The sequence below is a fragment of the Nocardia sp. NBC_01377 genome (assembly GCF_045040005.1).
Classification (GTDB): Bacteria; Actinomycetota; Actinomycetes; order Mycobacteriales; family Mycobacteriaceae; genus Nocardia; species Nocardia noduli.
Genome location: NZ_CP109566.1, coordinates 4,272,470 through 4,297,907, shown reverse-complemented (window position 1 = coordinate 4,297,907; position 25,438 = coordinate 4,272,470). Strand labels below are relative to the sequence as shown.

The window sequence follows — 25,438 nt, the reverse complement described above, 5'->3', positions numbered from 1 at the left end:
GCCTCAGCGGCGTCCGGATTCGAGGCATTCACGCAACGAGTCGATGTCTTGGTCGCGGACCTTGCCACCGTGATGGAAACGGTTGAACGCCTGATAATCCAGTGGGCGATAGCCTTTCTCGGCGCTGGTGTGGATCGCTCGGGTGACGCGAGGCCCCATCGCGATCACCATGAGTCTGCCGCGCCAGCCGTGTTCGGGCAGGGCCGCGATTTCGCGTTGAGCGCGACAGACGAGTTTCCACAACGGTTTGTCAGCGGCCATAGTGGTGAAATCGGGCCACCAGGCCAGATCGCAGGCGACATAGACCGGAAACCCGACGGTCGAGAACAGTTTGTCCATCTGCGGACTCGTCAGCGCGCAGCGCGACACGCCGCAACGGTCGTAGAGGGACGAGCCGAGCTCGGCGCACGGACCCCGATTATCCGGTGGGCGGTTCGATCCACAGCCGGCGGTTCCGTGCGGCGGCCCTGTCTGCCCGACCGGCGCCCGTCGCTCTCGGTCAGCGCCGCCGATTCGTGGTGAGCAGTGCGGTGGCTCCGTAGCTGTTGTCCTCGGGGTTGATGGTGACGCCTGGCGGGACGAGTTCATCGATGCGGTCCAGCACCTCGGTGGACAGGGTGAGGTCGGCGGCGCGCAGGTAGGACTGCAACTGCTCCATGGTGCGGGGACCGACGATCGCGGAGGTGACGCCGGGGTGGTTGATCGTGAACGCGATCGCCATGTCGATGAGCGTCATGTCGTTCTGCTCGGCCAGTTGCGCGAGGTCCTCGACGATGTCGAGTTTGCGCTGGTTCGCGGGTGTCGACATGTCGAACCGGGCGGTGGGACGCGCCGCGGAGGTAGGTGCGGCGGCGGCGTTCTTGCGCCACTTGCCCGACAGCCATCCACCGGCCAACGGGCTGTAGGTGAGGGTGCCCATGCCGTGCCGCAGTGTGGTGGGCAGTACGTCCTCCTCGATGCCGCGAACAAGGATCGAGTACGGCGGCTGTTCGGTGACGAACCGTTCGAGGCCGCGGTCGCGCGAGGCCCACTGTCCCTGCACCTGCAATCCGCCGACGAGCTACGCCAGCGCCTCACCCGCCAGGGCGTCGACGCCCACCTCGACACGCGCAACGTCCTCGCCGTCTGCATCGACCCACTACGCACCGTGCTCCACGGCAACCGCACCTTCCACCGCCTGGTCCCCGGCCTCGCCGAGGTCGACAACAATTACGTGCGATGGCTGTTCACCCCCGCCGCCCGCGACCGCATCACCAACTGGGACGCCGAAATCGTCCACGCCGTCACCATCCTGCGCGCCAACCTCGGCCGATACCGCGACCTACCCCGAGCCCGAAAGCTCTACCGGGAACTCCGAGCCACCCCCGACTTCCCACCCATCTGGGACTCCACCCCCATGCAGGTCGCCTTCGGCTGCCCCCGCCTCGAACCCCTCCACATCCGCACCCCCGACACCCACGAAACCTTCACACTCGGCCTCGAAATCATCGACTACGGCGGATCCCCCGACATCCTTCTCTCCTACGGCTTCTCCGACACCCACGCCATCGCCTGCTGAACCGAACAACCGCAATGAGACCTACAGGATTCGGATTCGAACGGACTCACCGCGGCGACAACCCGGGCAGGGGAGCACGTCTCGACAGACCACCGAGCATCCCGGAATCGATCCCCACCAGACACGAAGAACACCCCGACCTCCACGATGGCCTGTACAGCCCGCGACACCGACGACCGCGTCGGACAACGCACCCCGGCCAGTTGTCGGCGGCCCACAGGCCGACCATAGGCGAAGACGGCGCACGCTGACCACCGGCCAGTCGTGCGCATCCGGGAGTCGATCGTCTGTATCGGCGGCGCGGGTTCACCCGGAGGGTCGAGAATTACGCCGAACCGCTGCCGTGTCCTGCGCGACTCCGGCACGAAGATGATCACGAACGAACCATGATCATCTTCGTGCAGCGTCCTGCCACCGCGAATCCGGGCGAGGCTCTGGCACGGCAACGACTTCCCTTTGCGACGATCAGGAGACTTGCTGTGCGTCCTGAATCCAGACGTCATGGCTGCTGCTTCGGGCCGGAGGCGAGGTAGTCGAGGTCGAACGCAGTCGATGCCGCACACGGATGTGGCTCGCCGGTGAGTTCTGCCAGGGCCCGCGCGACCCCCGGCAGACCGGCGCGGGTGTAGAGAAGTGTCGCCGCGCCACCGGGGTTGTCGGTGTGCCCGGCATACGCTTTGGCGACCGGTACTCCGTAGCGTCGTTCGACCCAGGTCAAGGTCGTGTGCCGCAACCAGTGAACGGTGACCTGGTGCGCGGCGACCCACGGTACAACAGCGCCGATGCGCGCGAACATATGTCGGTACTGGTTGACCGAGATCGGGTCGCCGTTGCGATAGCGCAGTAGTCGCGTTTCGGCGTCGGCACTGATAGGCACGCCGTTGCGAGCGCGATGTCCGGCACGTCGATCGTGTGGGGTGCGGGTGCGATGGTGATATCGAAGTGCCGTCATCAAGGTCGGTGAGACCGGCTGCCATCTGCTGAGCTCTCCCTTCTCGCGCAGGTGTACGAGACAGTTCACCGGATCGAGATCGACTTCCCGCAACGCCAACCCTCCGGCGCGACGGCACGCGGTCTCGGTGTGCAGCCGCAGGATCAGGGTGTCGAGCTCGGGGTCGTTGCCGGATTCCGCGGCGGCGCGATTGATCTCGATCAGTTGATCGTGCAGCAGGGCGCGTCGGCGCGAGGGTGGCATGCGTGGCTTGGTCAGTTTCTTGGCCGGGTTTCGCTCTGGTCGGATATGGCCGTCGTCGACGGCGAATTCGTAGAGTTTGCGGATCGCCGAGACCGCGCTGCGGGCCGTGCCTTTGCCGCCGATGTCGTTGCGTCTGATCTCGCGGGTGTCGACGAGTTCGGCCATCAGGGTTTTGAACTCGGTCGCCGTGGGCTCGTCGATGCGCCTGTCCGGCCACGCCGCGGCGACCTTGTTCAGATAGGACCGGTACTTGCTCACCGTTCTGGTCGCGGGCAGGCCGGCCAGGACGCGGGGTACGTATTCGGCGAAGGTCGGGACCTCGCGACTCGCGTCGGTGAGGGCCAGGAGGTCTTGCGTCTGGTCGAGCAGAAGTCGGGCGGCGTCGAGGTCATCAGGGGAGGGGGCGGCGCTCATGACTGTCCTGACTCGGCTCGGTAGCCGTCGACAATGTCGCCGATCAGTCGGTCGACTGCTCGCAACGGCAGAAGGATCAGCGCCGCACGTTGCGTATCGGCTGCCAAAAGGACCTGATCGCCCGCGTTGATCGACAGGATTCGGCGAGTTCGTGCCGCCAGCCGCAGGTCGCTTTCGTTGGTGATCCGGTTCCTGCCGGTCTCGCAGAGCGTGAGCCGGACAGCGCCCTCGACGGTGGTCGCGTCCAGGCGCGTACCCGGGTGCCATCCGAGGGCCGCGATCACCGATTTGTCGATCACGCGCCCGTTGCGGTCGACGCGCCGAAGACCATATGCCCATCGCTCGTCGCGGGGCGGGTCAGGATAAACCACCGCGATCAGCGGGAGCACAACGTGCGCGCTCGGCCCGATCACTCGACCCCGGCCGGCCGATCCGGTCGCATCAGGTGCCAGAGCAGCGATGACATGATTGTTCATCGGTGTCCTCCCGACGTCGCGACGAGGAGTGCGGCGGCCAGAAACCGCAGAGAAGTGTCAGTTGGGTTACGGGATGCCGGATCAGACGCGAATTCGCTGCGAAATTGTGTCAGTACACTGGGTGAATGACGGGGTTGTCCACTGAATTCACTCGGACAGCGGTATCCGAGGAAGACGATCCGCACGGGACGCGGCGCGTGGTGCGCGTCGCGGTCCGGTACGCCTACCTGATCGCGCTCGTCGCGGCGGTTCTCACCGGCCTCATTCCGGGTGGTCGGTTGACCGAGGTGGCGTGGATCCTGACCGGAATCATCGCGTTCAGCATCGATCGGCCGTGGCGGGATCATCTGCGGGTCGTGGTGGATTGGCTGCCACTGGTGGCGGTGCTGCTGGTGTACGACTTCACCCGCGATCTGGCCGACACCGTCGGGATGCCGTTGCGCATGCACGAACTGGTGACGGTGGAGCGTTGGTTCTTCGACGGCGCGTTGCCCACGGTGTGGCTGCAACAGCATCTCGCCGAGGACGGCCAGCCCTGGTGGACGCCGATCATCGGCATCGTCTACACCACCCATTTCATCGTCCCGTGGGCGGTGGCGGCGATCTTCTACCTGTATTCGCGGCCGATGTGGGCGCGGTACATGCGCCGCATCCTGGTGCTGTCCTATCTCGCCCTGGTCACCTACATTCTCGTGCCCGCCGCTCCGCCGTGGTACGCGAGTCGTGAGGGTGCGATCGACGAGGAGGTCCGGCGGATCTCGGGTTTCGGGCTGGGCATGGTGTCGCCGGACGTGAGTGCGAAATGGCTCGAGGAGCAGGGCAATTACGTCGCGGCCCTGCCGTCGCTGCATACCGCCTTCGCCGTGCTCGTGACCGTGACGCTCTGGCCGCTGGTGCGCAGGTGGTGGCTGCGAGTCCCGTTGGCGCTCTTTCCGTTCGCCATGGCGTTCACCCTGGTGTACGGCGGTGAGCACTACGTCATCGACGTGCTGCTCGGTTACGTGTACGTCGGTATCACCATCGTGGTGGTGGCGATGTGGGAGCGGTACCGGGCCGGTCGCGCCCCGGTGGGGGAGGATGACGACGCGGCGGTGAAGGAAAGCCGCGTCAGGGCCGACGCCTGACCCGTTCTCACCCCTGGTCGGGTGTCACCAGCCGCCGTGCCGCGAGCACCAGTGCGGCGCGGCGTTCGGCGATATTGTGCTTGCCGTCGTCCCTCGTGGCGTGCGCGGCGGCGGTGCGGGCCAGGTCGGTGAGCATGACGATCAGGGTGATCGGCTGGAAATCGGTCGTCGCCAGACCTTCGCGCTGGCCGCGTTCGACCTCGGTGATCTTGGCGGCGATCACGCGCCGGACGACCTGTTCGGCCTCGGGGATGTGGAGCCGTTCCACATCGGCCCAGGCCTGTAGCCGGGCGTTGTCCGGATATCGGAGGTAGTGGTCATACAGCCGTCCGACGTAACCGGGTAGGTCGGCGGCGTTCAACGCGGTCTCGGTGGTGGTCTGGTCGGCCCACTGCTCGGTGACCGCGGTGTAGAGCGCGTCCTTGCTCGCGAAATAGGCGTAGAGCCGGTCCTTGCTGGCCTTGGCCGCCGCGGCGATGCGATTGATCCTCGCGCCCGCGACACCGTACTGCGCGAATTCGGCCTTGGCGGCGACGAGAATCCGTTCCCTGGTGGCATGACCGGCGGCGCGCATTGCGGCATCCTATCTTGCCGAACCATTTGGTTCGCGGTTAAGGTTCACGAACCGGATGGTTCTGAAAGTGGAGGGTGTCGCCGATGGCTGTAACTGTGGAGTCCTGGAGGGAACTGGCCGCCCGGGAATCGGGGGTGGCCACCGCGGATCTGGACGCGCTGTGGGCGCAACTGCCGACCGTGCGAGCCGAGGAGATCCTCGGACGGTGGCGCGGCGCGGCCTTCGCCACGGGACACCCGCTGTGTCGGGTCCTGCCCGCCAGCCGCTGGTACGGCAAGAATTTCCATGCGCTGACCCGCGCGGAACCGTTGATCTGCCGGGCCGAGGACGGGTCGCTGTTCTCCAATGTCGAACTCGGCGGCGGCGAGGCCAGTCTGTGGAATATCGAATTCCGCGGTGAGGTCACCGCGACGATGGTCTACGACGGACGCCCGGTCTTCGACCATTTCAAGCGTCTGGACGAGTCGACCCTGATGGGCATCATGAACGGCCGCCCCGATCTGGTGCTCGCCGAGGGCGAATACTTCTACTTCCTGCTCGAGCGGGACGGCGAGTGCTGACCACCGCGCTGCTGTCACGTGACCCCGCCGCGCCGTTCAGCCTCGAGGACGTCGAGGTCGACTCCCCGCGCGAGGACGAGATCCTGGTCCGGGTCGAGGCCGTCGGCATCTGCCACACCGATCTCGTCACCCGCGCGGCGGGCGGACCGGATCGCCCGGTCCTGCTCGGGCACGAGGGCGCGGGCGTCGTGGAGGCGGTCGGCGCGGAGGTCGGCGGGGTGCGTGCGGGGGATCGGGTCGTCCTGAGTTTCCGCTCCTGCGGTGAGTGCGCGAGCTGTCGCGGCGGGCGCCTCGCCTATTGCCGACATTCGTTGGCCTTGAACCAGTTCGGCGCCAGGTCCGACAAGTCGCCGAGGGTCACGGTCGGCGGTGCGCGGGTGCGCGACGGATTCTTCGGGCAGTCCAGTTTCGCGGGCTACGCCTTGAGCACCCGGGACAATACGGTGGTCGTCGACGCCGCCACCGATCCGGTTCTCGCCGCGCCGCTGGGCTGCGGATTCCAGACCGGCGCGGGTGCGGTGCTCAACGTCCTGTGTCCCGAACCCGAAGCGGCCCTCGTCGTCTACGGCGCGGGTGCCGTGGGGATGGCCGGTGTGCTGGCGGCGCGCGCGGCGGGTGTCGAGCAGATCATCGTGGTCGAACCGAACGGACCGCGTCGCGAACTCGCGCTCGCTCTCGGCGCCGTCACCGCGATCGATCCGGCCGGTGGCGAGACGACCGCTGCGATCCGCGACTCGACCCGGGGCGGCGCGACCCACGCGCTCGACACCACCGGATCGGCGACCGTGCTCGCCGAGGCCGCCGCGGCGCTCGCGGTCGGCGGGACGGTGGTCGCCGTGGGCTTGGGCGCAGGCGTGCCCGCCATCGATATTCGCGATATCGTCCTCGGCGGCAAAACCGTGCGCGGTTGCCTCGAAGGTGACGCCGACCCGCATACCTTCATCCCGCGTCTGCTCGCACTGCACGCGGTGGGCCGATTCCCGATCGAGCGACTGGTGGCCGGATATCCGCACGCCGATATCGAGGCCGCGCTGGCGGATCAGCGTGCGGGCCATGTCGTCAAGCCGGTGCTGACCTGGTGACGCGGCCTATCGGCTGACGGTCGGGTCGATCACCAGCTGGAATGCGGGGGTGTCGATCCGGATCGGCGCCAGTGCGGTCACGGACAGCGCGGGATCGTCCACGGCGCCGAATGCGCAGTGGCCGTTGGGATTCAGTACGGTCGTCGTGCCGTCGACCGGAGACGGCAGGGTCACCCGCGCCGCACCTCGGATCTCGAGGCCGGTGTTCGCGGGCACCGGCACCAGGGCGTGCACCCACGGTGCGAGGTAGGGGTGGGCGACGACGGTGGTGTCGAGTGTGTGCCGCACGTCGAGATCGGGCACCTGGATAGGGGAGGCGCCGGGGGTGAGATTGTCGGCCGGGTCGTCGCCCGATCCGTTCGCGACCTGCGCGTAATCCGGTGTCAACGTGTCGGCTCCGGCGATCCCCGCGCTCCACAGGCAGGCGGCGACCGCGGCGGACACGGCGAAAGCGATCCTCATACCGCGATTGTCGTCACCGGGGATCGAGGGGAACAAGGTTTGCGCTCGCGGTGAATCGGTTCCCGGCGACCCTCGTTTGTCAGGCGACGCCGCGCGAGTCCATTCCCGGTTCCGGAGTCTCGAGCACGGTCGGGGGCGCGTCCGTGCGGAAGTGTCGCGAGAACGACGCGGCGGTCGCCCCCGCGCTCGCCGCCAGACAGGCGGTGTGCACGACGAGACCGTAGGTGACCAGCGGCGGTCCGTGCGTCGCGAAGAGTCGCTGCCCCCAGCCCGACGCGACGATGCGCGCGATGGCCGAGGGGATGAGCGCCAGCGCGATGGCGAGCGCGGGAGTCTCGCACACCTGCATGAAATAGATGGTCTTGACGGTGTGGAAGGCCAGGCTGGACCCGAACCACAGCAGTGCCACCACATTGCCGGTCACGTAGCCGCGTGACCGCATCAGCGCCGGTGCGAACAACGGCAGGCGTCCGGTGCGAGCGTAGTGCCGTTCCCAGCACGCGAGTCCGACCGCCAACCCGCAGCCGAGGACGCAGACGGCGGCGATGGCGGCACCCGGGAGTCCGGGATCGATGATCGGCACCGTCACGAGGACGACGAGGAGTCCCAGTGCGGCGATACCGGGCAGGTCGAGGTCGGTCGCGCGACGCGCTCGGGGAACGCGCGGCAGTCCCCGGACGCCGAGCACGATCGTCGCGATGGTGAAGGGGATCGGTAGCAGAAGCACTACGCGCCAGGCGAATTCGGTGGGCAGCAGCCACAGCGCGATCCCGGCGAGCACCGGGCCCGCGATGGCCGCGGCCGCTCCCGCGGCGGAATACCGGGCCAGGGCGCGCAACCGGTCGGGGCCGGTGAATACATCCTGGATGACCCCGAGTACCTGCGCGCTGATGACGCCCGCGCCGAAACCCTGGACGAGCCGTCCGAGGATCACCGACCAGGTGCCGACCGCTCCCGCCGACGCGACGCATCCGATCAGGAAGAAGCCCAGCCCCGCCAGGAACAGCCCGCGCCGCCCGTAGGCGTCGCCGAGCCGTCCGGCGGGCGCGAGTCCGAGCCCGAACGTCAAAGAGAACGCGGATAGGAACCACAGCGTGGCGGAATCGCCGAGGCCGAGTGCCGACTGGACCGACGGTGCGGTGAAAGCGATGACGGCGCCGTCGAGCAAGGTCGCGAAACCCGCCCCGAGGCAGCACCACAGGGTGGACCGCCGGTCGTAGACGACCGGCGAGACCGGTCCCGTCGCGCGCGCTACACCGAATGCCACGGGCCCACAACGCCGTTCGCGGCAGAATTCATGGGAGGATTCTGCGCGGCAAGGCCGGCGCGCACCAGATTTGCGCTCGCGGTGATCGCTCCCCAGTTTCAGTTAGACTGAAACTAGAAAGGTGGTGAATGTCGTGTCCGATGACCGGGGTGGAGTCCCGCCGCTGAGTCCCGCGTTCCTGCTGATCATGCTCGGGAGTCGGTTGCGCGGCGGTGTCGAAGCCCGATTGGCGGCCGAGGGCATCGCGATCCGCCATCTCTCCGCGCTGGGGCACCTCTCCCGGGATCCGGGCCTGTCCTACAGCGAGTTGGCCCGCCGCGCCTCGGTGACCCCGCAGAGCATGCAGGCGACGCTGTCGAAACTCGAGGAATCGGGAGCGGTCGAGAAGGTGACCGGCGGCGGCCGCGGTCGCACCGCGAAGCTGGCGGTGACCGACGAAGGGCGACGGCTGCTCGACGTCGGGAAACAGGCGTACACCGAACTCGACGCTCTCCTGTCGGAGGCGATGGGCCCGGGCGCGCTGCGCGAGATACTGCCCGGCCTCTTTCGCGCCGCACAGGCGGCCGGTGACCGGCCCGGATCGGGGCGATCGCGTGAATCCGCCGGGCCGCGCAGACATTCGCGAACGAGTATGAACGACCGACCGACCACGTGAGGACCGACCCATGAGTATCCGCCACTACCTCCATCGCGCCCCCGCCGTTTCGGCGGCCGAGGCGATCGACGCCGTCCGGGCGGGCGCGTTGATCGTGGACGTGCGCCGCCGGTTCGAATGGAACCGCACCCACATCCCCGGTGCGATCCATCTTCCGCTGGAACAGCTGACAGAGGGATGCGAGGAACTACCCGAGAACCGACTCCTGATCACCTTCTGCACCGGCGGCCTGCGGTCCTACGGCGCCGCCAACCTGCTCATCGATTACGGCTTCGACGCCAAGAACATGTCCGGTGGATTGATCGACTGGCGCGCCGCCGGCGGAGCACTGGAGGTGGGACCGCGCGGCGAGCGCTGATCCGACAGGGCGCGAACTGCGTCGAGGGAGGCGCGTACGGACCCGGGGCATCGTAGATGGCCGCGGGGCGTTCAGCCGGGAGGTCGCAGGGCGAGGGCGAGCATCGTCGCCATGGCGAAATCCATTGTTGCGTGCGGGAATACCGCCGCGAACGTCGCGGGACGACTTCGGCCGAACCGCTCGGGCACGCGGCGCGCGGTGGCGACGAGAACCATCGCGTCGAGGACGAACAGTGCGACCAGCACCCATCCGATCGCCGGGATCGGCGGACTCGACGCGTGCGGGGTGTGTTCGGCACGCGGACCGTGCGCGTGCGGGGTGAGCGTCGCGTAGACCATGGCGAACGCGGCGATTCCGTGATAGATCGCCGCGCCGGATTTCTCGCCGAACAGTTCCGCATCGTTGCCCCCACCGACGGATCGCCCGCTCGCCTCGGCCCGCCGGTCCGCAACGGCCGGTTCGCCGGAGCGTGTCGCATCCGGTCGGCTGGACGGTGCGATATCGGCCCGCCCGACGGAACGGTCCACACCGGTCGATACGCCGGGGACCACGGCACCGAACCGACCTTCTTGGCTCACCGGACCGATCCATCGACATCCGACGACCAACCACACCGTCGATCCCACCGCCACCGCGCCGAAAACGATGCGCCAGAAGGAGATCGTGAGCCCCGCGCCCGCCGTGGTCCACATCGCGGACATGGCGACGAGCATGACCACGTGGACGAGCTCCCCACCTCGTCCGAACCGGCCGGGCTCGGGTCGGAACAGCCGGGTGCCCGCCACGATCGCGGCGAGCAGGCACGCGACGAACAGCGCCCATGTCACCGCGGTGTTCGCGTGATCCACGCCGAGGTTCAGACCGGGGTGACGTGCACGTCGGTGCGTCCGCCGAGGTCGACTTCGATCACGCGTTCGCCGTTCGCGTCCGCGGATACCGTCGGCTCGGTCGCACCCGTGACGCGGTAACTCCGGTGCGGGAGGAGTCGGTGCACTGCCAGCCGAACCCGCTTGTCGCCACGTCCCGGCCGCAGCACCAGTTCGAGTCCGGTGCCGTCGGTCACCGCGCGCGCGACGAGCACGTCGGGACAGGCGGCGTCGGCCAGAACGGGCCCGGTCCGCCACCCTGGCGGAACCGCGCCGAGCATCAGATCGCGCAGGCCGTCCGGTCGCAGGAATCGGGTCAGCGCGTGATGGGCGTTCGTGACGGTCGAGACGCCGAAGAAACGTCGCGCGCCGTCGCGTTCGACGAGGCGATAGCTCTCGCCCAGGGAACGGGCCAGCGCGGCAGCGAGATCGGTGTCACCCATCTCGGTCGCGGCGCTCGCCACGAAGACCTTGGTCATGCCGTCGCCGTTGACGACGTTGTAGTTGCCGAGATCGACCCGGGCGCGGGCGCTGCCGCGCAGGAGCGCGTTCGTACCGTCGTAGTCGACGAACCGATCGCGGATGGTGGTCCACGTGTCGCGCGCGAGGTCGGGCATCATCGCGTTCAGCCAGGCGACCATGCCCGCGTCGTAACCGAGTACCGGCTTGCTGATGGTGAGGGAGGGGCCGAGCCTGCCCGGGATGAACCGCCCGTTGCGCAGTCGCCATCCGTCGTGCAGGTAGCTGTGGCGTACCCGGTCGACGAGATCGCCGGTCAGTTCCGTGCCGTGCAGGCGGTCGTGCATGACCAGTGTGTTGAATGCGAAGACGTTGCAGATCGGGTAGATCAGATGCGGTTCACACGCGTACTGCGGACAGTCCTTGCGCGCCAGCATGTTGCGGCGGATCGCGCGGGAGAGCCGGGCGAAATCGTAGTCGTGTGTCGTGCGCGGGCTCCAGGTCAGTTTCAACGATCCCGGACGGTCGAAAGTCTGGTCGGCGTTGAGGGTTTCGTAGAGGCCGAGCATGACCCCGAAATAGCCGCTGTACATGACGTTCGCGTGCCGGATGGGATCGGTGTTGATCCTGGCGTAGCCGACCAGGCTTTCCGCGGCCCAGTAACCCCACACGCGTTTGTCGCACATCTTGACGATGGCGTTGCGCTGCGCCTCGGCGAGATAGCCGGTGAAGGCCGGAGTTCTGGTGTATTGCGCCATGGCGAGTGCGTAGCCGATGAAATTCAGCTGGTAGCGCAGCGCGCTGCCGCCGATCTGTTCGATGCGGTCGAATCCGTCGAACCGGTCGATCGGTTGCAGTGCCAGGTCGAGGACATAGCGCTGGAAGGCGAGATCGTCGGTGTCGGATTCGGTGACCGAGGGCATGATTCGCGGGGCGGGCGCGCTCATCAGGCGGCCTCGGTTCGTGCCGTGTGCGAGGCGGCGGGGCCGGGGCGCTGTGCGGTCGGCGCGAATTCCGCCGGTGCGATCGGTCGGCCGCGCACGCGCCGCCAGAGTCGGTGCGCGCCGGCGGAGAGGTATCCGGCAAGCAGGCAGCACGGCATCGGGTCTCGCTTCTCGCACGGTCTGATCGGTGACGCGAGCGCTCTCACCCGCCCGATCTTCACTGTGCTCGGATCGGAACTGCCGCGCGGCTTCTTCCTCATGGTCAAGCGCGGCAGAGAACTCGTTCCGCGGATCACCATGCTCGACCCCGGCCTGCTCGCGGCGGATCATTCCTACGCGGTCCGCCTCGACCACGAGCGAGTGGAATTCTTCATCGACGGCGGCTCGGTCGGCGCGTTCACGAACCCGCCGCACGGCGAGGGCGTGAACATCCTGGGTAAGCCGGTCCCGCTGCTCGGTCAGATGTGGCTCGACGGAAGTTACTGGTTCCCGCTGCCGATCCCCGAATACAACGCCGTCGAACAACGACTGACGATGACGCGCTACCGCCAGGGCCCCAGCGCGACGACTCCGCTCACGTAACAACCGGGACCGGCCCGCCGCGAAGACGCGAAGAATTCGCGTTCGTGCCACCCGCGGTTCGGCTGCGCGAAACGGTGGTCGGGAGCGCGGCGAATAGGTTGACGCGCGTGAGGATTCCACGCCTGCGGCGGGCATATCTCGGAGCCGAATACGCGGTGCTGTTCTTCGGTGGACCGACGGTGTACAACGCGGTGACGCGCGGTAGGTCGCCGATTCCCGCGTTGCTGGCGTTGACCTCGGGGGCCGTGCTCTATCTGCGCCGCGCACCGGATTTCGATCGCGGCACATTCTGGCGGGCGGGCGCGTTGCGCGCGCAGGGCCGGTCCATGGCGGCGGCCGCGGCGACCAGTGCGCTCGGATTGTCCGCGGCCGTCGCGGTGTTCCGACGCGCAGACCTGTTCGATCTACCGCGACGGAATCCGTGGATCTGGCTCGCGGTGCTGCTGGCCTATCCCGTGGTGAGCGTGTATCCGCAGGAAGTGATCTTCCGGTCGTTTCTCCTGCACCGCTACGCGCCGATTTTCGGTGACGGCGTCGGCGCGGTCGCCGCCAGCGCGGCCGCCTTCGGCTACGTGCACATCATCTTCGGGAGCTGGTTCTCCGTGGCGGCGAGTGCCGTCGGCGGCTGGATCTTCGCGACCCGATATCTGCGAACGCAGTCACTGTTCACGGCCTCGGTCGAGCACTCGATCTACGGAATCATCGTCTTCACGGTGGGTCTCGGCCGATACTTCTACCACGGCGCGCTACCGCCCGCGGGCGGACAGACGGCCGGGTGATCGCGGCGCACGCCGGAACGCGACATCAGCGCGGTCGTTCCGCACCGGGCGGATTCTGTTGTATCGCGGCGGGTTCGACGGATTTCCGCATTTCCCACCAGTAGCTCAACGTCACCGTCGTGTATGCCGCGAGCACCGCGACGGCCGGAAGCAGCAGTGCGATCAGCACCACCACGGTCAGGGACATGACGCCCTCCCCTACGAATCGAACGTGTCACGATCAGCGCCGCGCGGCGCGTTCCTATTCCCGCCACGCGATATCGCCCGCGGCTCACGCCGGGCAGCGGGGTGCGAGCACATGATTGGGAACGCGTTCGGCGATGTAACTCCGGACCCGGCGATAGTCGGGTTTGCCGCTGGGGGAGCGCGGCAGGGAATCGGTGCCGCGCTGGTCCTTGTAATAGCCGAGCGGCAGATTTCTGGTCGCCGCGAGATATCCTTCGGCCCCGGTCTCGGTCGGCGCGCCGTCGGCGTCGACGACGACGGTGCGGGGGGCGAGGTGGAAGCGGGAGCGACGGGCGAGATCGTCGTCCTTGCGGGCCACGCCCGCGCCGCGCAATCCGGTTTCCGACGATCCGATGGCTTCGAAGACGTCGGTCCACGGGAATTGTTCGAGCAGTTCGTTCTTCACCGATTGCGACAGCGGGGCGGCGCAGGAGGCGATGGTCGTGAGCGAGGTGGCGTCGGTCGGGCATCGGCGATAGGCGTCGAGGAGCGGACGCGCCATCGCGTCGCCCGCCGACACCACGACCTGCGGACGATTCTCCGCGACGATCCGCCAGATCTCGTCCGGATCGAATCGTGAGGTCGGCACCACCGTGTGGCCGCAGAGCAACGCGGTCAGCGTCGGCATGACGCCCGCGGCGTCGCCGAGCGGAACGAGGACGAGCCATTCGGGATGACCGGCGCCCTGGTGGGAGCCGCGCAGTCTGCGCGCGCCGCGCCGGTCGAGGTGGAAATCCATACTCCCCGCGAGTACCCGCGCCAGATCCTGGTGTTGCCACATGATCGCCTTGGGCGGTCCCGTGGTGCCGAGCGTGTAGACGAGCATCAGATCCTCGCCGCCGCGTGCCGAGAGCGGGCGGAACGGCAGGCCCGCGCGCAGATCCGTTTCCGCGGACGCCGCGCTCGGCGCCTGCCTGCGCTCGGTGAACTCGTCGGCGACCGCGATGGTGTGTGATTCTGCTCGATTGAGCGCTCTCGTGCGGGGTATGCCGTGGGCGAAGCGACTCGAACGGTGAGGCGCTCGGCTCCAGAATGGGAGAACACGATGCTCGGTCTCGGAATCATCGGATGGATCATCATCGGCGGCCTGGCCGGATGGATCGCCAGCAAGATCATGAAAACCGATGCGCAACAGGGCATTCTGCTCAATATCGTGGTCGGTGTCATCGGCGGCCTGCTCGGCGGGTTCGTCCTGAAGCTCTTCGATGTCGACGTCGAGGGCGGCGGCCTGTGGTTCAGCTTCTTCACCTGCCTCGGCGGCGCGGTGATCCTGCTGTTCCTGGTCGGTCTGGTGACCGGGCGCAGCCGCTCGGTGCGCTGATCCGCACCGACCGAGAGCAGGTGCGGGAGCTGTCGTTCCCGACACCTGTTCTCCCGGTGTGTCGAGCCCGTATGCCGAGGTCGGCATACGGGCTCACTCGCATAACGGATCGGGCCGTTGCTCCGCCGCCGCGGCGGCGGTCTGCTACGAATACCGAGGTGGTGCACCGCCGTCGCAGCCCGTTCGGCGATGCGCCCCTGCCGTTACGGCGGGCGTTCTCCGGGAGTGATCTTCGCCTCGGACGTCGTCCCGCGTCCTGAGATACACACGCGTTCGTGGTCCAGACCGTCCCCGAGCGCGACAGGTGCGTTTCGAGTCGTGAGGAGACAGCGTGGCAGTGATCGTCGAGCGTCATTCGAAGTGGTATTTCTCGGACTACGGCGTGTACGGCCCGGCGGTGACAACTCCGGTGACAGGTCGCGGGCGCATGCCGTTGCGCACCCTGGTCTTCGAGACCATGGCCCATTACCGGCCCGAGGTGTTCACCGATACGACGCGGGCGGGCATCCACTTCCACGGCGGGGGTCGTGAGGAACTGCTGCGGATCCGCGCCGATATCGAGGAGCCCGGTGACCTCTGCTACGCCCAGATGGACGACCGCGGCCTCACCATCGCGGGCACCCTCGGCCAAGCGGCCGCCATCGCCGCGCACCTGCGCCGCCACATTCCCGCCGACACCCCGCTACGCATGGTCACCAGGGGCGCGGAATGCGACCTGATGCCCGGTGTCACCGTCGACACCATCACCGCGGCACTCACGCCCGCCGACATCCTGGCCGACGCCGCCCGCTGAATCGCGCGGCTCCCGTTCCCGCGCGGGGCGCGTTCCCGCGCGGGTGACGCGCGTCCGACCCCGGTTCTTGCGTGAGCGCGGGCGCGGATGAATCATGGACGGCGTTCGGCACACCATCTCGAGTTCGATCAAGTTCTCTGCTGTCCTCATCGGAGTGATCCTCGAAAGGTTCGTGAACGTATGCAAACGAGTTCTTCGCAGATTCAACAGCTTCGGTTGGACGACGGCAGGATGATCGCCTGTACGAGTCCGGCCGAGGCGCGCATGCTGTGGGGCGAGATGTCGACGACCGGTTTCTACCGTCTGGCCGCCGCGGAATTGCGGCCCTCCGACGTCGCCATCGATATCGGGGCCAATATCGGGCTCAGCGCGATGATGTTCGCCGACACCTGCCCGGGGGTCAAGGTCGTCACCGCCGAACCGGCTCCGGCGACCTTCGACTGCCTGGAGCGGAACGTGGCTTCCCATGTGCCCGGGGGCATTCCGTTGCGCATCGCCGTCGGCGCGGAACACGGAGTGCTGCCGTTCACCTGGTACCCGCGGGCAACGGCGAATTCGGGTTTCTACGCCGACCGCGCGGCCGACGACGAGGCGACCAAGGTCTTCCTTCGCAACAGCGGCCTGCCCGACGAGGCGATCGACATGATCACCGCCGAACTCCACGAGGGCGAGCAGATCGACGTCGAGGTCACCACCGTGTCGGCGATCATCGCCGAGCACGCACTCGACAGCGAGATCGGCGTACTCAAGATCGATGTCGAGCGAGCCGAGATGGATGTCCTGCGCGGTGTCGCCGAGGGCGATTGGCCCCGCATCCGCGCCGTCGTCGCCGAGGTCCACGATATCGACGGCCGCCTCGCCCAGGTCTGCGATCTGCTGAGCAGGCAGGGATTCACGGCGCGCACCAGACAGGACGCGGCGCTGATCGGCACCGAATTGCACGAGGTCTACGCGACCCGTCGTCGATGAGACGGCGGTGCGGGCGCGCTGGACGCTGAGTGTCGAAGGGGCGTGCGGGAAGCCACCCGCGCGCCCGCTACTCGTACTGGCTTCGGAGGTATTCGGCCGACCGCGCCGCGACGGCGGCCACCTCGCGCACCTCCGGCGGCGCGGCGGCATCGTCCGCGAGGTGGTCGAGGACCTCGCGTAGTCGGCGTGCCAATCGTATTGTCTGCGTGACACATTCGGTCAGGTCGGGACCGATGGTGGTCAGCAGGGGATCGGCGAGTTGTTCGACGATCGCGTGCTGGTCGAGTCGATACTCGAGACGCCGATGTTCGCCGATGACCTCGATCAACTCGTAGCTGATCGCCTCGCATTCCTGTGCCACCGGCAGACATTCGTGCGGGCGGGGCACGTGATGCTCGTAGAGCGCCGTGCTGGACAGTCCCGCCGCGGCGAATCCGTGGAAGCATCGGGCGAGCATGACGACCGCGGGTTGTGGCGCGTACGGGACGTCGTCGAGCCGTCGAGCCGCCGCCGACAGCATCGCGACCAATCCGCCCGCGTCCGGTCGATATCCTGGCTGCTCCAGCGTTTCGGTCACGTCGAGTCCGCCGATCATGCCGGACAGAATAGGCGAATCCGGTCCGGTCGCCCCCGCGCCACGCTCGCGTTTTCGGGTCGGCGGGAACCGGCACGGTAGAACGGACGGCATCGGTCCTCGTCCAACGGTTGGGAGTTCGCAACGTGAGTGCGCCGGAAGTCGTCTACAACGTCGTGGTCGTGACACATCTGCTCGGTATGGCGGCGGTGGTCGGCGGATATGTCGCCGGGCAGCCGAAGGTCTCGGAACCGATGGTGTGGGGTGCGCGCGCCCAGATCATCACGGGACTGATCCTGGTCGGTATGGCCTCGGCGATCGATTCGATCGGCAAGGAACCCGATAACGCGAAAGTCGGGGTCAAGCTGGTGATCGCGATCCTCGTCGCGGCCTTCGCGGAGATGGGCCGCGCGGACGCGAAACGCGGCAACGACATCGCGTGGATGACCCATGCGGCGGGCGGACTCGCGATCGTGAACGTCCTCGTCGCGGTGCTCTGGACCTGATTCCGGCGTCGATATCGCGCACCGGGAGGCGGTGGCGCACGGCCTGTTGCCTCCCTCCCCGGTGAGTGCTATAAATCAACCCTGCCAGTCATGCTAAGCACTCGTTCAGCATCAGGGAATTCGGAGTCCGGCGGAAGTTCGGCACAACCGGTAACTCGGGTTTTCCGAAGTCGACCGGACGAGCCGCCGTACGACGGTGAGGTGATCTATGGGGCCTTTCGAGGAAATCGAGGACTTCTTCGTCCTGCTCGACGCGGCGCAGCGGTACGCGCTGTGGCCTTGTTTCGCCGAGTCACCGGGCGGGGCGCAGGTCGTCTTCGGGCCCGCCTCGCGCAGCGCGTGTACCGAGTACCTCGAGATCGCGGCGACCGGGGCCGCCTCCTGATCGACCGTCGGTCGCGGTCAGAGCAGCACGGGCAGCAGGTCGGGGCGTTTGGCGGACAGTCCGGTGCCGGAGGAGGTTCCGCGCATCCGCCTGCCGATCCACGGCAGCAGATGACGGATCGCCCACCCCGATTCCGCGGTGAGCGTGCTCGCGTGCGGAGCCGGGGGCAGCGGATCGCGCCAGGTGTCGCCGGAGCCGGGCAGCCTCAGGGCGTCGGCCACGGCACGGGCGACGAGATCGTGCCCGAGCGGGCCGAGGTGCAGGCGATCATCGCACCAGACGAGTGGATGCGTGGTCGCCTCGACCAGTTCGAAGTCCAGGAGTACGACACCGTGCTCTTCGGCCAGGGTGCGCAGATCGTCGTTCAGCGCGTAGATGCGCGGTGAGAGCGGGCGCACCAGCGGGGCGATGCCGCCGATATCGGGATAGGTGAAGCTGACCACCGTCGCGCCGGTGTCGATGAGCGCGCCGAAGATGATGTCGAGATCGGTGAGCAGCGATTTCCGGTCGAAGCGCGGCCGGATCAGATCGTTCATACCCGCCATGACCGTGACGAGATCCGGATCGAGGGCGATCGCCTGCTCGAGCTGTTCGTCGCGGATCTGCCCGACCCGTCGGCCCCGGACCGCGAGATTCGCGTAATGCGCTCCCGGATGCGCCGCGTCGAGCAATTCGGCGAACCTGTCGGCCCACCCACGATAGCCGCCCATGCCGTCGGGATCCCCGACGCCTTCGGTCTGGCTGTCTCCGATGGCGACATATCGGGAGTACGACATCCAGGATCCGGAGTACGGGTCCATATGCACCTCGCGGGTCGACGGCTACCTCGGCCCGGCGCGTGCTGCGTGCGGGGGATCCGACTGCGCTCATCGACCGGCGTCGCGCGTTCCTCGCGACGCACGAACATCGTATGTGTCACCGCGCGTCGCGGCCATCGGTGGACGAGCATCCGGTGGAGAGGTCGCGGGAGCGCGCTGCGGGGCGGTGGACCTCGGCCCACCACCCCGACGACGGATCACGCGTTGGCGGCAGCCAATCCGGTGCGCAGATCGGCGAGGATGTCGTCGATCCCCTCGACGCCGACCGCGAGGCGGACCAGCCCCGGCGTGACGCCGGCGGCGAGCTGCTCCTCGGGGGTCAGCTGGGAATGCGTGGTCGAGGCCGGATGGATGACCAGCGACCGGACGTCACCGATATTGGCGACGTGGCTGTGCAGGGTGAGCGCTTCGACGAAACGCTTACCCGCGTCGACACCGCCCGCGAGTTCGAATCCGATGATCGCGCCCGCGCCCTTCGGGGCCAGCGCCAGCGCGCGCTCGTACCACGGCGAGGACGGTAACCCCGCGTAGGCGACCGAGGTGACGCCCTGCTGTTCGGTGAGGAATTCCGCGACGGCCTTCGCGTTGCTCACGTGCCGTTCGATGCGCAGGCTCAGCGTTTCCAGGCCCTGGCTGATGAGGAAGGCGTTGAACGGCGACACCGCCGAACCGAGGTCGCGCAGCAACTGCACCCTGGCCTTGAGCGCGTACGCCGGAGCGCCGAGATCGGCGTAGACGACGCCGTGGTAGCTGGGGTCGGGTTCGGTGAAACCGGGGAAACGCCCACCGCGCCAGTCGAAACCGCCGCCGTCGACGATGACACCCGCGATCGCGGTGCCGTGCCCGCCGAGATATTTGGTCGCCGAATGCACGACGATATCCGCGCCGTGCGCGAGCGGCTGGATCAGGTACGGAGTGGCCACCGTGTTGTCCACGATCAGCGGAACTCCGGCGGCGTGAGCGACCTCGGCGATACCGGGGATGTCGAGAATGTGGTTCTGCGGATTGGAGATCGTCTCGCCGTAGACCGCCTTGGTATTCGGGCGGATCGCCGAACGCCACTGCTCCAGATCGTCGGGATCGTCGACGAAGGACACCTCGATACCGAGTTTCGGCAGCGTGTACCTGAACAGGTTGTAGGTGCCGCCGTACAGCCGCGGGCTCGACACGATGTGGTCGCCTGCCCCGGCGATATTCAGGATCGCGAAGGTTTCGGCGGCCTGTCCGGAGGACAGCAGCAGCGCGGCCACACCGCCCTCGAGCGCGGCGATGCGCTGCTCGACCGCGTCCTGGGTGGGATTCATGATGCGGGTGTAGATATTGCCCGGTTCGGTCAACCCGAACAGCGCCGCCGCGTGGTCGGTGTCGCGGAAGGTGTAGGAGGTGGTCTGGTAGATCGGCAGCGCGCGTGCGGAGGTGGTGCCGTCGGGAAGTTGTCCGACGTGGATCTGCTTGGTCTCGAAACTCCAGCTCGCGGTGGGATCCGCGGCCGTCGACGGGTCGGTCATGCGAGGGCTCCAGACGATGGGGGTGAGGTTCGGAACACCACGCGCGCGGCGGTCGGGTCATCGGCCACCGCGGTCGCCGTGGCGTCGACGAGCTCGATCGGCGGGTCGCGCGGATCCGTGGTCATGCCCCGAAAGGCTAGGAACGCTCGGCGGTTTGCGCGACGTTTACATTCGGCTCGAGCGCAAGGGTGGCCGAGGTGCGGGCAGGCCGTTCGGCTGCGGCGGAGGCGGCGAACCCGCAGGTGTTCTCACCCGCGCGGGCGTGATCGCGTGCGCGGCACCGTGAGGCGGGGTGATTGCGGTGCGGGTTACCGGAGGGTGGCGGAGCGTCGCTCAGGCGGCGCCGCGTGCGTTGTAGACGGTGAACTCCCGGTCGGCCGCCATGCGTCCGTAGTCGGCGAACACCTCGAGCGCGCGGTCGCGCTGGACGCCGATATCGACCCGGATCCCACGCCCGCGGAATTGTTCGGCCCAGTCCTCGCGCATCGGTCCTTCGTCGAATCCGGTCAGCTGCTCCAGTTCCGGTCCTTCGCCCGCGATGACCAGACGTTTCACCCCCGACCACAGCACCGCGCCGTAACACTGTGCGCAGGGCCGCCAATTGACGACGAGTTCGCGATCGGGCGCGTCCACCGCGCCGAGATCCCAGTCGCCCACCCGGGTCTGCGCGAGCGACAGCGCGACCACCTCGGCGTGGGCGGACGAAAGCCCGCTGGCCAGTACCAGATTGACGCCCGCCGCGACGATCGCGCCGGTGGCGCTGTCGATGACGAGTGCCGCGAACGGTCCGCCGGACCCTTCGCGCGGGTTGCGTGCCGCGAGCCGGTGGACCAGCGCCATGCGCTGTTCGTCGGAGTCGAGAACGGCGGGGGAGTGCTCGATTTCGTCGAAGACCCAGTCGGGCATGGTCGCGCCGTAGGAGCGTGGCAGAGCGTAGGTGTTCACGGCGTGCCCTTCGTCGGGTGGTGGTCATCGGGTGTGGGTCAACGTAGAGGGCGGGCGTTGCGGAGTGATTTCCTGGGCGCGTCGGCCGGGTAAGAGTTGTACGATGCCGATATGGAAATATTGCGATCAATGCATTTGACTGACCCTCGATGGTGAAACAGAGGCTAGACGTGACGGACGAGATCGCAAGGAACGCAGGGGAAGGCCTCGATTCCGTCCGCTCGGGACGGTCGAATGCGGGCGACGGTTCGACTCGGTGCGGTTCGAGTGCGGGAATTGGATATGGTCTAACCAACTGACCAGTACGCTCCGGAGGGCGCCGTGTGGTTCGACGCCGTGGAGGAGGCGAGTATGGGAGCCGGCGGTTCCGAACGAATCACGTTCACCGATCGGCCCGTGGTGGGTTCGGACATCTATGTCGACAACCAGCTGTTCCTCGGCCACGGCGAGGACGATATGCGCGGTGGTCTGGCCCGGGTGGTCGCCGTGCACGAGGATCTCGACTATCCCGACGACCCGCTGGTCGATGTCGCCGAACATCCCGACTGTAGCTACGACTGGGCGCTGCTCAGCCGCGAACAGGAACGGTTACGCGCCGCGTTCGGCGAACGGCGCGCTTCCGCCGATCCTGATCTACGGCCCGAATTCGATCTGTACTGACCGTCCCGGGTTCACGTATGCGATACGGGAATTCGCTGCGTCCACGCCACGTGGACGGCGCTGCCGCCGACTCCGGCCAGTGCCAGATTCGCCGCGCCGAGCAGGACCAGTCCCGCCGCGGCGAGGAATCCCAGCGCGGTCGGCGATTCCGGGGGAAACAGCAGGACGAGAATGCCGACGAGCATGGTCGCGACGCCGGTCAGTTCGTGGCGCACGGGTTCGGCCAGCCGGTCGTCCCAGACCGAGACCGTCGCCTGACCGACACCGCTGATCGCCCAGCTCGCTCCGAGCCAGATCGACAGTAACGGAATCGAGTTGCCGCCCACCACGTTGAACAGCGCCAGTGCTGCGGTCAGTATTCCGCACAGCGCCAGCACGGCGCGCAACGGTGCCGCGAATCGGGCGGCGATCGCGAGGTATATCTGTACTCCGGCGCCCAAGGCGATGCCCGCGCCGAGCAGCATTTCCAACGAGTGGACAGTCTTGTCGGGCCAGATCGCCACCAATAGTCCGAGTACGGTAGAGCCGATCCCGAGGACGAGGACGGCCTCGTGTCCCCGGTGCACCCGGGGAGCGCTCGCCCGGACGCGCGACGCGCCGGACGCGGGGCCGTCATGGGAACGCGAGAACGGCCGACCCGTCGTCGCGGGAAGTCGGGAGCGCAGTGTCACCATGGGGCAGCAATGCCCGCTTTCCGCGATCCGACACAGCTCGAACCGATAACTTCTGATGATCGGCGTCCATCCGCATCGACATCCGAGGAGTGCCACGTGCCGTATTACCGATCGGTGGGCTCGGTTCCCCCGAAGCGTCACACGCAGCACCGGAGCCAGGAAGGCGCGTTGTACTACGAGGAGTTGATGGGGGAGGAGGGCTTCTCCTCGGATTCGTCGCTGCTCTATCACCGCCACATTCCCTCGGCGATCGTCGACGCCACCGCATGGGAGTTACCGGATCAGACATCGGTGCCGAATCATCCGCTACGCCCGCGCCACCTGCGCCTGCGCACGCTGTTCGACGCCGACGCGATCGCCGGGACCGACGTCGTCACCGGGCGGCGGCTGATCCTCGGTAACGCCGATGTCCACATCTCCTACGTGGCGGCGGGCGCGCCGTCCCCGCTGTACCGCAACGCGATCGGCGACGAGGTGGTCTACCTCGAATCGGGCGAGGCGTCGGTCGAAACCGTCTTCGGTGTGTTGAACGCGCGCCGGGGCGATTACGTCGTGATCCCCCGTGCGACGACGCACCGCTGGATTCCCCGCGGTGACGAGGTGTTGCGGGCGTACGCGATCGAGGCGGGCAGCCATATCGTTGCGGCGAAGCGTTACCTGTCGCGCTTCGGTCAGTTGCTCGAATCCGCCCCGTATTGCGAGCGGGATCTGCACGGTCCGGGTGAACCCCTGCTCGCCACCGTCACGGGTGACGTCGAAGTGCTGGTCAAACATCGGGGCTCCTCCGGTGTCGTCGGCACCAGGATGGTCTATCCGACACACCCGTTCGATGTGGTCGGCTGGGACGGATGTCTCTACCCGTACACGTTCGACATCGCCGATTTCGAGCCGTTGACCGGACGGGTGCACCAGCCCCCGCCCGCGCACCAGGTGTTCGAGGGCGCGAATTTCGTGATCTGCAATTTCGTGCCGAGGAAAGTCGACTACCACCCGTTGGCGATCCCCGTTCCCTACTACCACTCCAATGTCGACTCCGACGAGGTCATGTTCTATTGCGGCGGCGACTACGAGGCGCGCAAGGGATCCGGGATCGGGGCGGGTTCGGTCTCGCTGCATCCGGGCGGTCACGCCCACGGGCCGCAGCCGGGCGCGTACGAGCGCAGCATCGGGGCCGAGTTCTTCGACGAACTGGCCGTCATGGTGGACACCTTCCGGCCGCTCGAACTCGGGGAAGGCGCTCTCGCCTGCGAGGACCCGGATTACGCGTGGACGTGGGCCGGTCGCGGTCCCGGCGACGTCCGCGAGGCAGCGGGTCCGGCGTGACCGGTCTGTCGATTCCCGACGACTCCCTCTTCGGCCCGGACAATCTCCCGTTCGGCATCTTCTCCACTGCGGAACTCACGCCGCGCGCGGGCGTCCGGCTCGGCGATCACGTCCTGGATCTCGGCGCGGTCTTCGACGACCCGGTCTTCAGGACGGGTTCGCTGAACCCGTTCATGTCGCGCGGTCCGTCGCGGTGGGCGCAGGTGCGGGAGCGACTACGGGGATTGGTCGGGGTGGGCGAGGTGCCCGACGGTGTTCCGCACGCAGTGACCGAGGTGCGGATGCACCTGCCGTTCGAGGTGGCCGACTACGTGGACTTCTACGCCTCCGAACACCACGCCGTCGCCCTCGGTCGCCTGTTCCGGCCGAATGCCGAACCGCTGCTGCCGAATTGGAGACATCTGCCGGTGGGATACCACGGTCGAGCGGGCACCGTCGTGGTGTCGGGGACCGATATCGTGCGACCCGAAGGACAGCGGCGAGCCCCCGGTGCCGTCAACCCGGAATTCGGGCCGAGTACGCGTCTGGATATCGAGGCCGAACTCGGATTCGTCGTCGGCGTGCCGTCCACGACACCGATCGGCGTCGACGATTTCGCCGAGCACGTGTTCGGGGCGGTGATCGTCAACGACTGGTCCGCCCGCGACATCCAGGCGTGGGAATACGTTCCGCTCGGGCCGTTCCTCGGCAAGAGTTTCGCGACCTCGATCTCGCCCTGGGTCGTCCCCCTGGCGGCGTTGAGCCACGCCTGGATCCACACCCCGCCCCAACTCCCGGTGCCGCTGCCCTATCTGCGCGGGGCGCGGCCATGGGGGCTCGACGTCGATCTCGAGGTGCGCTGGAACGGGGAGCGGGTCAGCCGACCGCCCTACGGGCAGATGTACTGGTCTCCCGCGCAGATGCTGGCCCATCTCACCGTCAACGGGGCGACGGCGCGGACGGGGGACCTGTTCGCCTCCGGAACGATCTCCGGCGCGGGGGAGGACCGACGCGGTTCGTTCATCGAGTTGACCAGCGGCGGTGCGCGGCCGATCACCGTGCGGGGCGAGACCCGCACCTTCCTCGAGGACGGCGACGAGGTCGTCATCTCGGCCGACGCGCCCGGCCCGGGTAACTCGCGCATCGGATTCGGCGAGGTGCGCGGCAGGATCGTCACGCGAGCGTGAACAGCGCTCGGTCCGACCGGTCGGCTCGGCGGCGTCGCACGGCCGATGCCAGGCCCGCTCCGAGGACACCGGCGCCGCGCGCTCGCGGGGGCGGTGACCAGCGCGGCGGCTGATCCTGCGGTGACCGATAGGGCGGCTGGGGCGGTGGGTACTGATACGACACGTTCACTCCGATCCCCCGGTCCCCGAGCGCGTTGGCGCGCGCCCTCCATCGCT

33 protein-coding genes are annotated in these 25,438 nt (G+C 67.7%); 16 read left to right on the top strand and 17 right to left on the bottom strand.

The window, feature by feature from the left end; all coding sequences use genetic code 11:
* Positions 1-3 precede the first annotated feature (3 nt).
* Both OG225_RS19920 and OG225_RS19915 read right to left on the bottom strand, forming a co-directional pair.
* Complete coding sequence (locus OG225_RS19920; protein ID WP_405183040.1) at positions 4-369, bottom strand: hypothetical protein; 366 nt, start codon at positions 367-369, stop codon at positions 4-6.
* 130 nt (positions 370-499) lie between these two features.
* The gene (locus OG225_RS19915; RefSeq protein WP_405183039.1) at positions 500-1,042 is read right to left on the bottom strand and encodes an aldo/keto reductase; all 543 of its coding nucleotides are present in this window, start codon (positions 1,040-1,042) and stop codon (positions 500-502) included.
* Here OG225_RS19915 and OG225_RS19910 point away from each other — a divergent pair.
* Complete coding sequence (locus OG225_RS19910; protein WP_405183038.1) at positions 923-1,558, top strand: hypothetical protein; 636 nt, start codon at positions 923-925, stop codon at positions 1,556-1,558. The two genes, OG225_RS19915 and OG225_RS19910, sit on opposite strands and share 120 nt — an antisense overlap.
* Before the next feature lie 499 nt (positions 1,559-2,057).
* Here OG225_RS19910 and OG225_RS19905 read toward each other — a convergent pair whose 3' ends face one another.
* Both OG225_RS19905 and OG225_RS19900 read right to left on the bottom strand, forming a co-directional pair.
* Positions 2,058-3,167 (bottom strand): tyrosine-type recombinase/integrase, encoded by a 1,110-nt coding sequence (locus tag OG225_RS19905; RefSeq protein ID WP_405183037.1) that lies wholly within the window; start codon positions 3,165-3,167, stop codon positions 2,058-2,060.
* Positions 3,164-3,466: a hypothetical protein gene (locus OG225_RS19900; protein ID WP_405183036.1), complete on the bottom strand. Its 303-nt coding sequence runs from the start codon at positions 3,464-3,466 to the stop codon at positions 3,164-3,166. The genes OG225_RS19905 and OG225_RS19900 overlap by 4 nt, the downstream gene beginning before the upstream one ends.
* A 302-nt stretch (positions 3,467-3,768) precedes the next feature.
* Between OG225_RS19900 and OG225_RS19895 the strand changes: the two genes are divergently transcribed.
* Positions 3,769-4,767, top strand: a complete 999-nt coding sequence (locus OG225_RS19895; protein WP_405183035.1) for a phosphatase PAP2 family protein — start codon at positions 3,769-3,771, stop codon at positions 4,765-4,767.
* Positions 4,768-4,774: 7 nt separating this feature from the next.
* Here OG225_RS19895 and OG225_RS19890 read toward each other — a convergent pair whose 3' ends face one another.
* The gene (locus tag OG225_RS19890; RefSeq protein ID WP_405183034.1) at positions 4,775-5,341 is read right to left on the bottom strand and encodes a TetR family transcriptional regulator; all 567 of its coding nucleotides are present in this window, start codon (positions 5,339-5,341) and stop codon (positions 4,775-4,777) included.
* Between the two features lie 83 nt (positions 5,342-5,424).
* Between OG225_RS19890 and OG225_RS19885 the strand changes: the two genes are divergently transcribed.
* Together OG225_RS19885 and OG225_RS19880 are read left to right on the top strand one after the other, a co-directional pair.
* Positions 5,425-5,901, top strand: a complete 477-nt coding sequence (locus tag OG225_RS19885) for a DUF4334 domain-containing protein (protein ID WP_405183033.1) — start codon at positions 5,425-5,427, stop codon at positions 5,899-5,901.
* Positions 5,895-6,983, top strand: a complete 1,089-nt coding sequence (locus tag OG225_RS19880) for an NAD(P)-dependent alcohol dehydrogenase (RefSeq protein WP_405183032.1) — start codon at positions 5,895-5,897, stop codon at positions 6,981-6,983. Before OG225_RS19885 ends, OG225_RS19880 begins: the two co-directional genes overlap by 7 nt.
* Before the next feature lie 6 nt (positions 6,984-6,989).
* Here OG225_RS19880 and OG225_RS19875 read toward each other — a convergent pair whose 3' ends face one another.
* Complete coding sequence (locus OG225_RS19875; protein ID WP_405183031.1) at positions 6,990-7,445, bottom strand: hypothetical protein; 456 nt, start codon at positions 7,443-7,445, stop codon at positions 6,990-6,992.
* Between the two features lie 79 nt (positions 7,446-7,524).
* A complete protein-coding gene (locus tag OG225_RS19870) occupies positions 7,525-8,712 on the bottom strand; it encodes an MFS transporter (protein ID WP_405183030.1) in 1,188 nt (395 codons plus the stop codon).
* A 133-nt stretch (positions 8,713-8,845) separates the two neighbouring features.
* Here OG225_RS19870 and OG225_RS19865 point away from each other — a divergent pair, with 133 nt between their 5' ends.
* Positions 8,846-9,367: a MarR family winged helix-turn-helix transcriptional regulator gene (locus OG225_RS19865; protein ID WP_405183029.1), complete on the top strand. Its 522-nt coding sequence runs from the start codon at positions 8,846-8,848 to the stop codon at positions 9,365-9,367.
* Between the two features lie 10 nt (positions 9,368-9,377).
* Complete coding sequence (locus OG225_RS19860; protein ID WP_405183028.1) at positions 9,378-9,725, top strand: rhodanese-like domain-containing protein; 348 nt, start codon at positions 9,378-9,380, stop codon at positions 9,723-9,725.
* A 71-nt stretch (positions 9,726-9,796) separates the two neighbouring features.
* Here OG225_RS19860 and OG225_RS19855 read toward each other — a convergent pair whose 3' ends face one another.
* Entirely contained in the window at positions 9,797-10,573 is a 777-nt protein-coding gene (locus tag OG225_RS19855) for a DUF5134 domain-containing protein (RefSeq protein ID WP_405183027.1), read from the bottom strand.
* A gap of 8 nt (positions 10,574-10,581) precedes the next feature.
* A complete protein-coding gene (locus tag OG225_RS19850) occupies positions 10,582-11,997 on the bottom strand; it encodes a hypothetical protein (protein ID WP_405183026.1) in 1,416 nt (471 codons plus the stop codon).
* A gap of 219 nt (positions 11,998-12,216) precedes the next feature.
* Between OG225_RS19850 and OG225_RS19845 the strand changes: the two genes are divergently transcribed.
* Together OG225_RS19845 and OG225_RS19840 are read left to right on the top strand one after the other, a co-directional pair.
* A complete protein-coding gene (locus OG225_RS19845) occupies positions 12,217-12,576 on the top strand; it encodes a hypothetical protein (protein WP_405183025.1) in 360 nt (119 codons plus the stop codon).
* A gap of 107 nt (positions 12,577-12,683) precedes the next feature.
* Positions 12,684-13,355 carry a CPBP family intramembrane glutamic endopeptidase gene (locus OG225_RS19840; RefSeq protein WP_405183024.1) on the top strand — a complete coding sequence of 224 codons (672 nt, stop codon included), beginning with the start codon at positions 12,684-12,686 and terminating at the stop codon, positions 13,353-13,355.
* A 25-nt stretch (positions 13,356-13,380) separates the two neighbouring features.
* Here OG225_RS19840 and OG225_RS19835 read toward each other — a convergent pair whose 3' ends face one another.
* A complete protein-coding gene (locus OG225_RS19835) occupies positions 13,381-13,542 on the bottom strand; it encodes a hypothetical protein (protein ID WP_405183023.1) in 162 nt (53 codons plus the stop codon).
* Between the two features lie 84 nt (positions 13,543-13,626).
* A complete protein-coding gene (locus OG225_RS19830) occupies positions 13,627-14,712 on the bottom strand; it encodes an AMP-binding protein (RefSeq protein ID WP_405183022.1) in 1,086 nt (361 codons plus the stop codon).
* Between OG225_RS19830 and OG225_RS19825 the strand changes: the two genes are divergently transcribed.
* The 3 genes from OG225_RS19825 to OG225_RS19815 all read left to right on the top strand — a co-directional run bounded on the left by OG225_RS19825 (position 14,626) and on the right by OG225_RS19815 (position 16,663).
* On the top strand, positions 14,626-14,901 hold the full coding sequence (locus OG225_RS19825; RefSeq protein ID WP_109530523.1) for a GlsB/YeaQ/YmgE family stress response membrane protein: 276 nt from the start codon (positions 14,626-14,628) through the stop codon (positions 14,899-14,901). The genes OG225_RS19830 and OG225_RS19825 overlap by 87 nt on opposite strands.
* A 331-nt stretch (positions 14,902-15,232) precedes the next feature.
* Entirely contained in the window at positions 15,233-15,694 is a 462-nt protein-coding gene (locus OG225_RS19820) for a hypothetical protein (RefSeq protein WP_405183021.1), read from the top strand.
* Between the two features lie 231 nt (positions 15,695-15,925).
* Positions 15,926-16,663 (top strand): FkbM family methyltransferase, encoded by a 738-nt coding sequence (locus tag OG225_RS19815; RefSeq protein ID WP_405183020.1) that lies wholly within the window; start codon positions 15,926-15,928, stop codon positions 16,661-16,663.
* 67 nt (positions 16,664-16,730) lie between these two features.
* Here the strand turns inward: OG225_RS19815 and OG225_RS19810 are convergent, their stop codons facing one another.
* Entirely contained in the window at positions 16,731-17,258 is a 528-nt protein-coding gene (locus OG225_RS19810; protein ID WP_405183019.1) for a hypothetical protein, read from the bottom strand.
* A 179-nt stretch (positions 17,259-17,437) separates the two neighbouring features.
* Between OG225_RS19810 and OG225_RS19805 the strand changes: the two genes are divergently transcribed.
* Positions 17,438-17,743: a hypothetical protein gene (locus tag OG225_RS19805; protein ID WP_405183305.1), complete on the top strand. Its 306-nt coding sequence runs from the start codon at positions 17,438-17,440 to the stop codon at positions 17,741-17,743.
* A gap of 208 nt (positions 17,744-17,951) precedes the next feature.
* Complete coding sequence (locus tag OG225_RS19800; protein WP_405183018.1) at positions 17,952-18,128, top strand: MbtH family NRPS accessory protein; 177 nt, start codon at positions 17,952-17,954, stop codon at positions 18,126-18,128.
* 17 nt (positions 18,129-18,145) lie between these two features.
* Here OG225_RS19800 and OG225_RS19795 read toward each other — a convergent pair whose 3' ends face one another.
* From OG225_RS19795 to OG225_RS19780, 4 genes are all read right to left on the bottom strand, one after another.
* A complete protein-coding gene (locus tag OG225_RS19795; RefSeq protein ID WP_405183017.1) occupies positions 18,146-18,904 on the bottom strand; it encodes an SGNH/GDSL hydrolase family protein in 759 nt (252 codons plus the stop codon).
* 239 nt (positions 18,905-19,143) lie between these two features.
* Positions 19,144-20,454 (bottom strand): bifunctional o-acetylhomoserine/o-acetylserine sulfhydrylase, encoded by a 1,311-nt coding sequence (locus OG225_RS19790; protein ID WP_216910557.1) that lies wholly within the window; start codon positions 20,452-20,454, stop codon positions 19,144-19,146.
* Positions 20,451-20,579 (bottom strand): hypothetical protein, encoded by a 129-nt coding sequence (locus tag OG225_RS19785; RefSeq protein ID WP_405183016.1) that lies wholly within the window; start codon positions 20,577-20,579, stop codon positions 20,451-20,453. The genes OG225_RS19790 and OG225_RS19785 overlap by 4 nt, the downstream gene beginning before the upstream one ends.
* Positions 20,580-20,787: 208 nt before the next feature.
* Entirely contained in the window at positions 20,788-21,399 is a 612-nt protein-coding gene (locus OG225_RS19780) for a nucleoside deaminase (protein WP_216910726.1), read from the bottom strand.
* A gap of 351 nt (positions 21,400-21,750) precedes the next feature.
* Here OG225_RS19780 and OG225_RS19775 point away from each other — a divergent pair, with 351 nt between their 5' ends.
* Positions 21,751-22,059: a hypothetical protein gene (locus OG225_RS19775; RefSeq protein WP_405183015.1), complete on the top strand. Its 309-nt coding sequence runs from the start codon at positions 21,751-21,753 to the stop codon at positions 22,057-22,059.
* 11 nt (positions 22,060-22,070) lie between these two features.
* Here OG225_RS19775 and OG225_RS19770 read toward each other — a convergent pair whose 3' ends face one another.
* On the bottom strand, positions 22,071-22,733 hold the full coding sequence (locus OG225_RS19770) for a DUF308 domain-containing protein (RefSeq protein WP_405183014.1): 663 nt from the start codon (positions 22,731-22,733) through the stop codon (positions 22,071-22,073).
* Between the two features lie 96 nt (positions 22,734-22,829).
* Here OG225_RS19770 and OG225_RS19765 point away from each other — a divergent pair, with 96 nt between their 5' ends.
* Both OG225_RS19765 and fahA read left to right on the top strand, forming a co-directional pair.
* Positions 22,830-24,056, top strand: coding sequence for a homogentisate 1,2-dioxygenase (locus OG225_RS19765; protein WP_405183013.1), 1,227 nt, complete (start codon positions 22,830-22,832; stop codon positions 24,054-24,056).
* On the top strand, positions 24,053-25,222 hold the full coding sequence (gene fahA, locus OG225_RS19760) for a fumarylacetoacetase (RefSeq protein ID WP_405183012.1): 1,170 nt from the start codon (positions 24,053-24,055) through the stop codon (positions 25,220-25,222). Before OG225_RS19765 ends, fahA begins: the two co-directional genes overlap by 4 nt.
* The last annotated feature ends 216 nt before the right edge of the window (positions 25,223-25,438 follow it).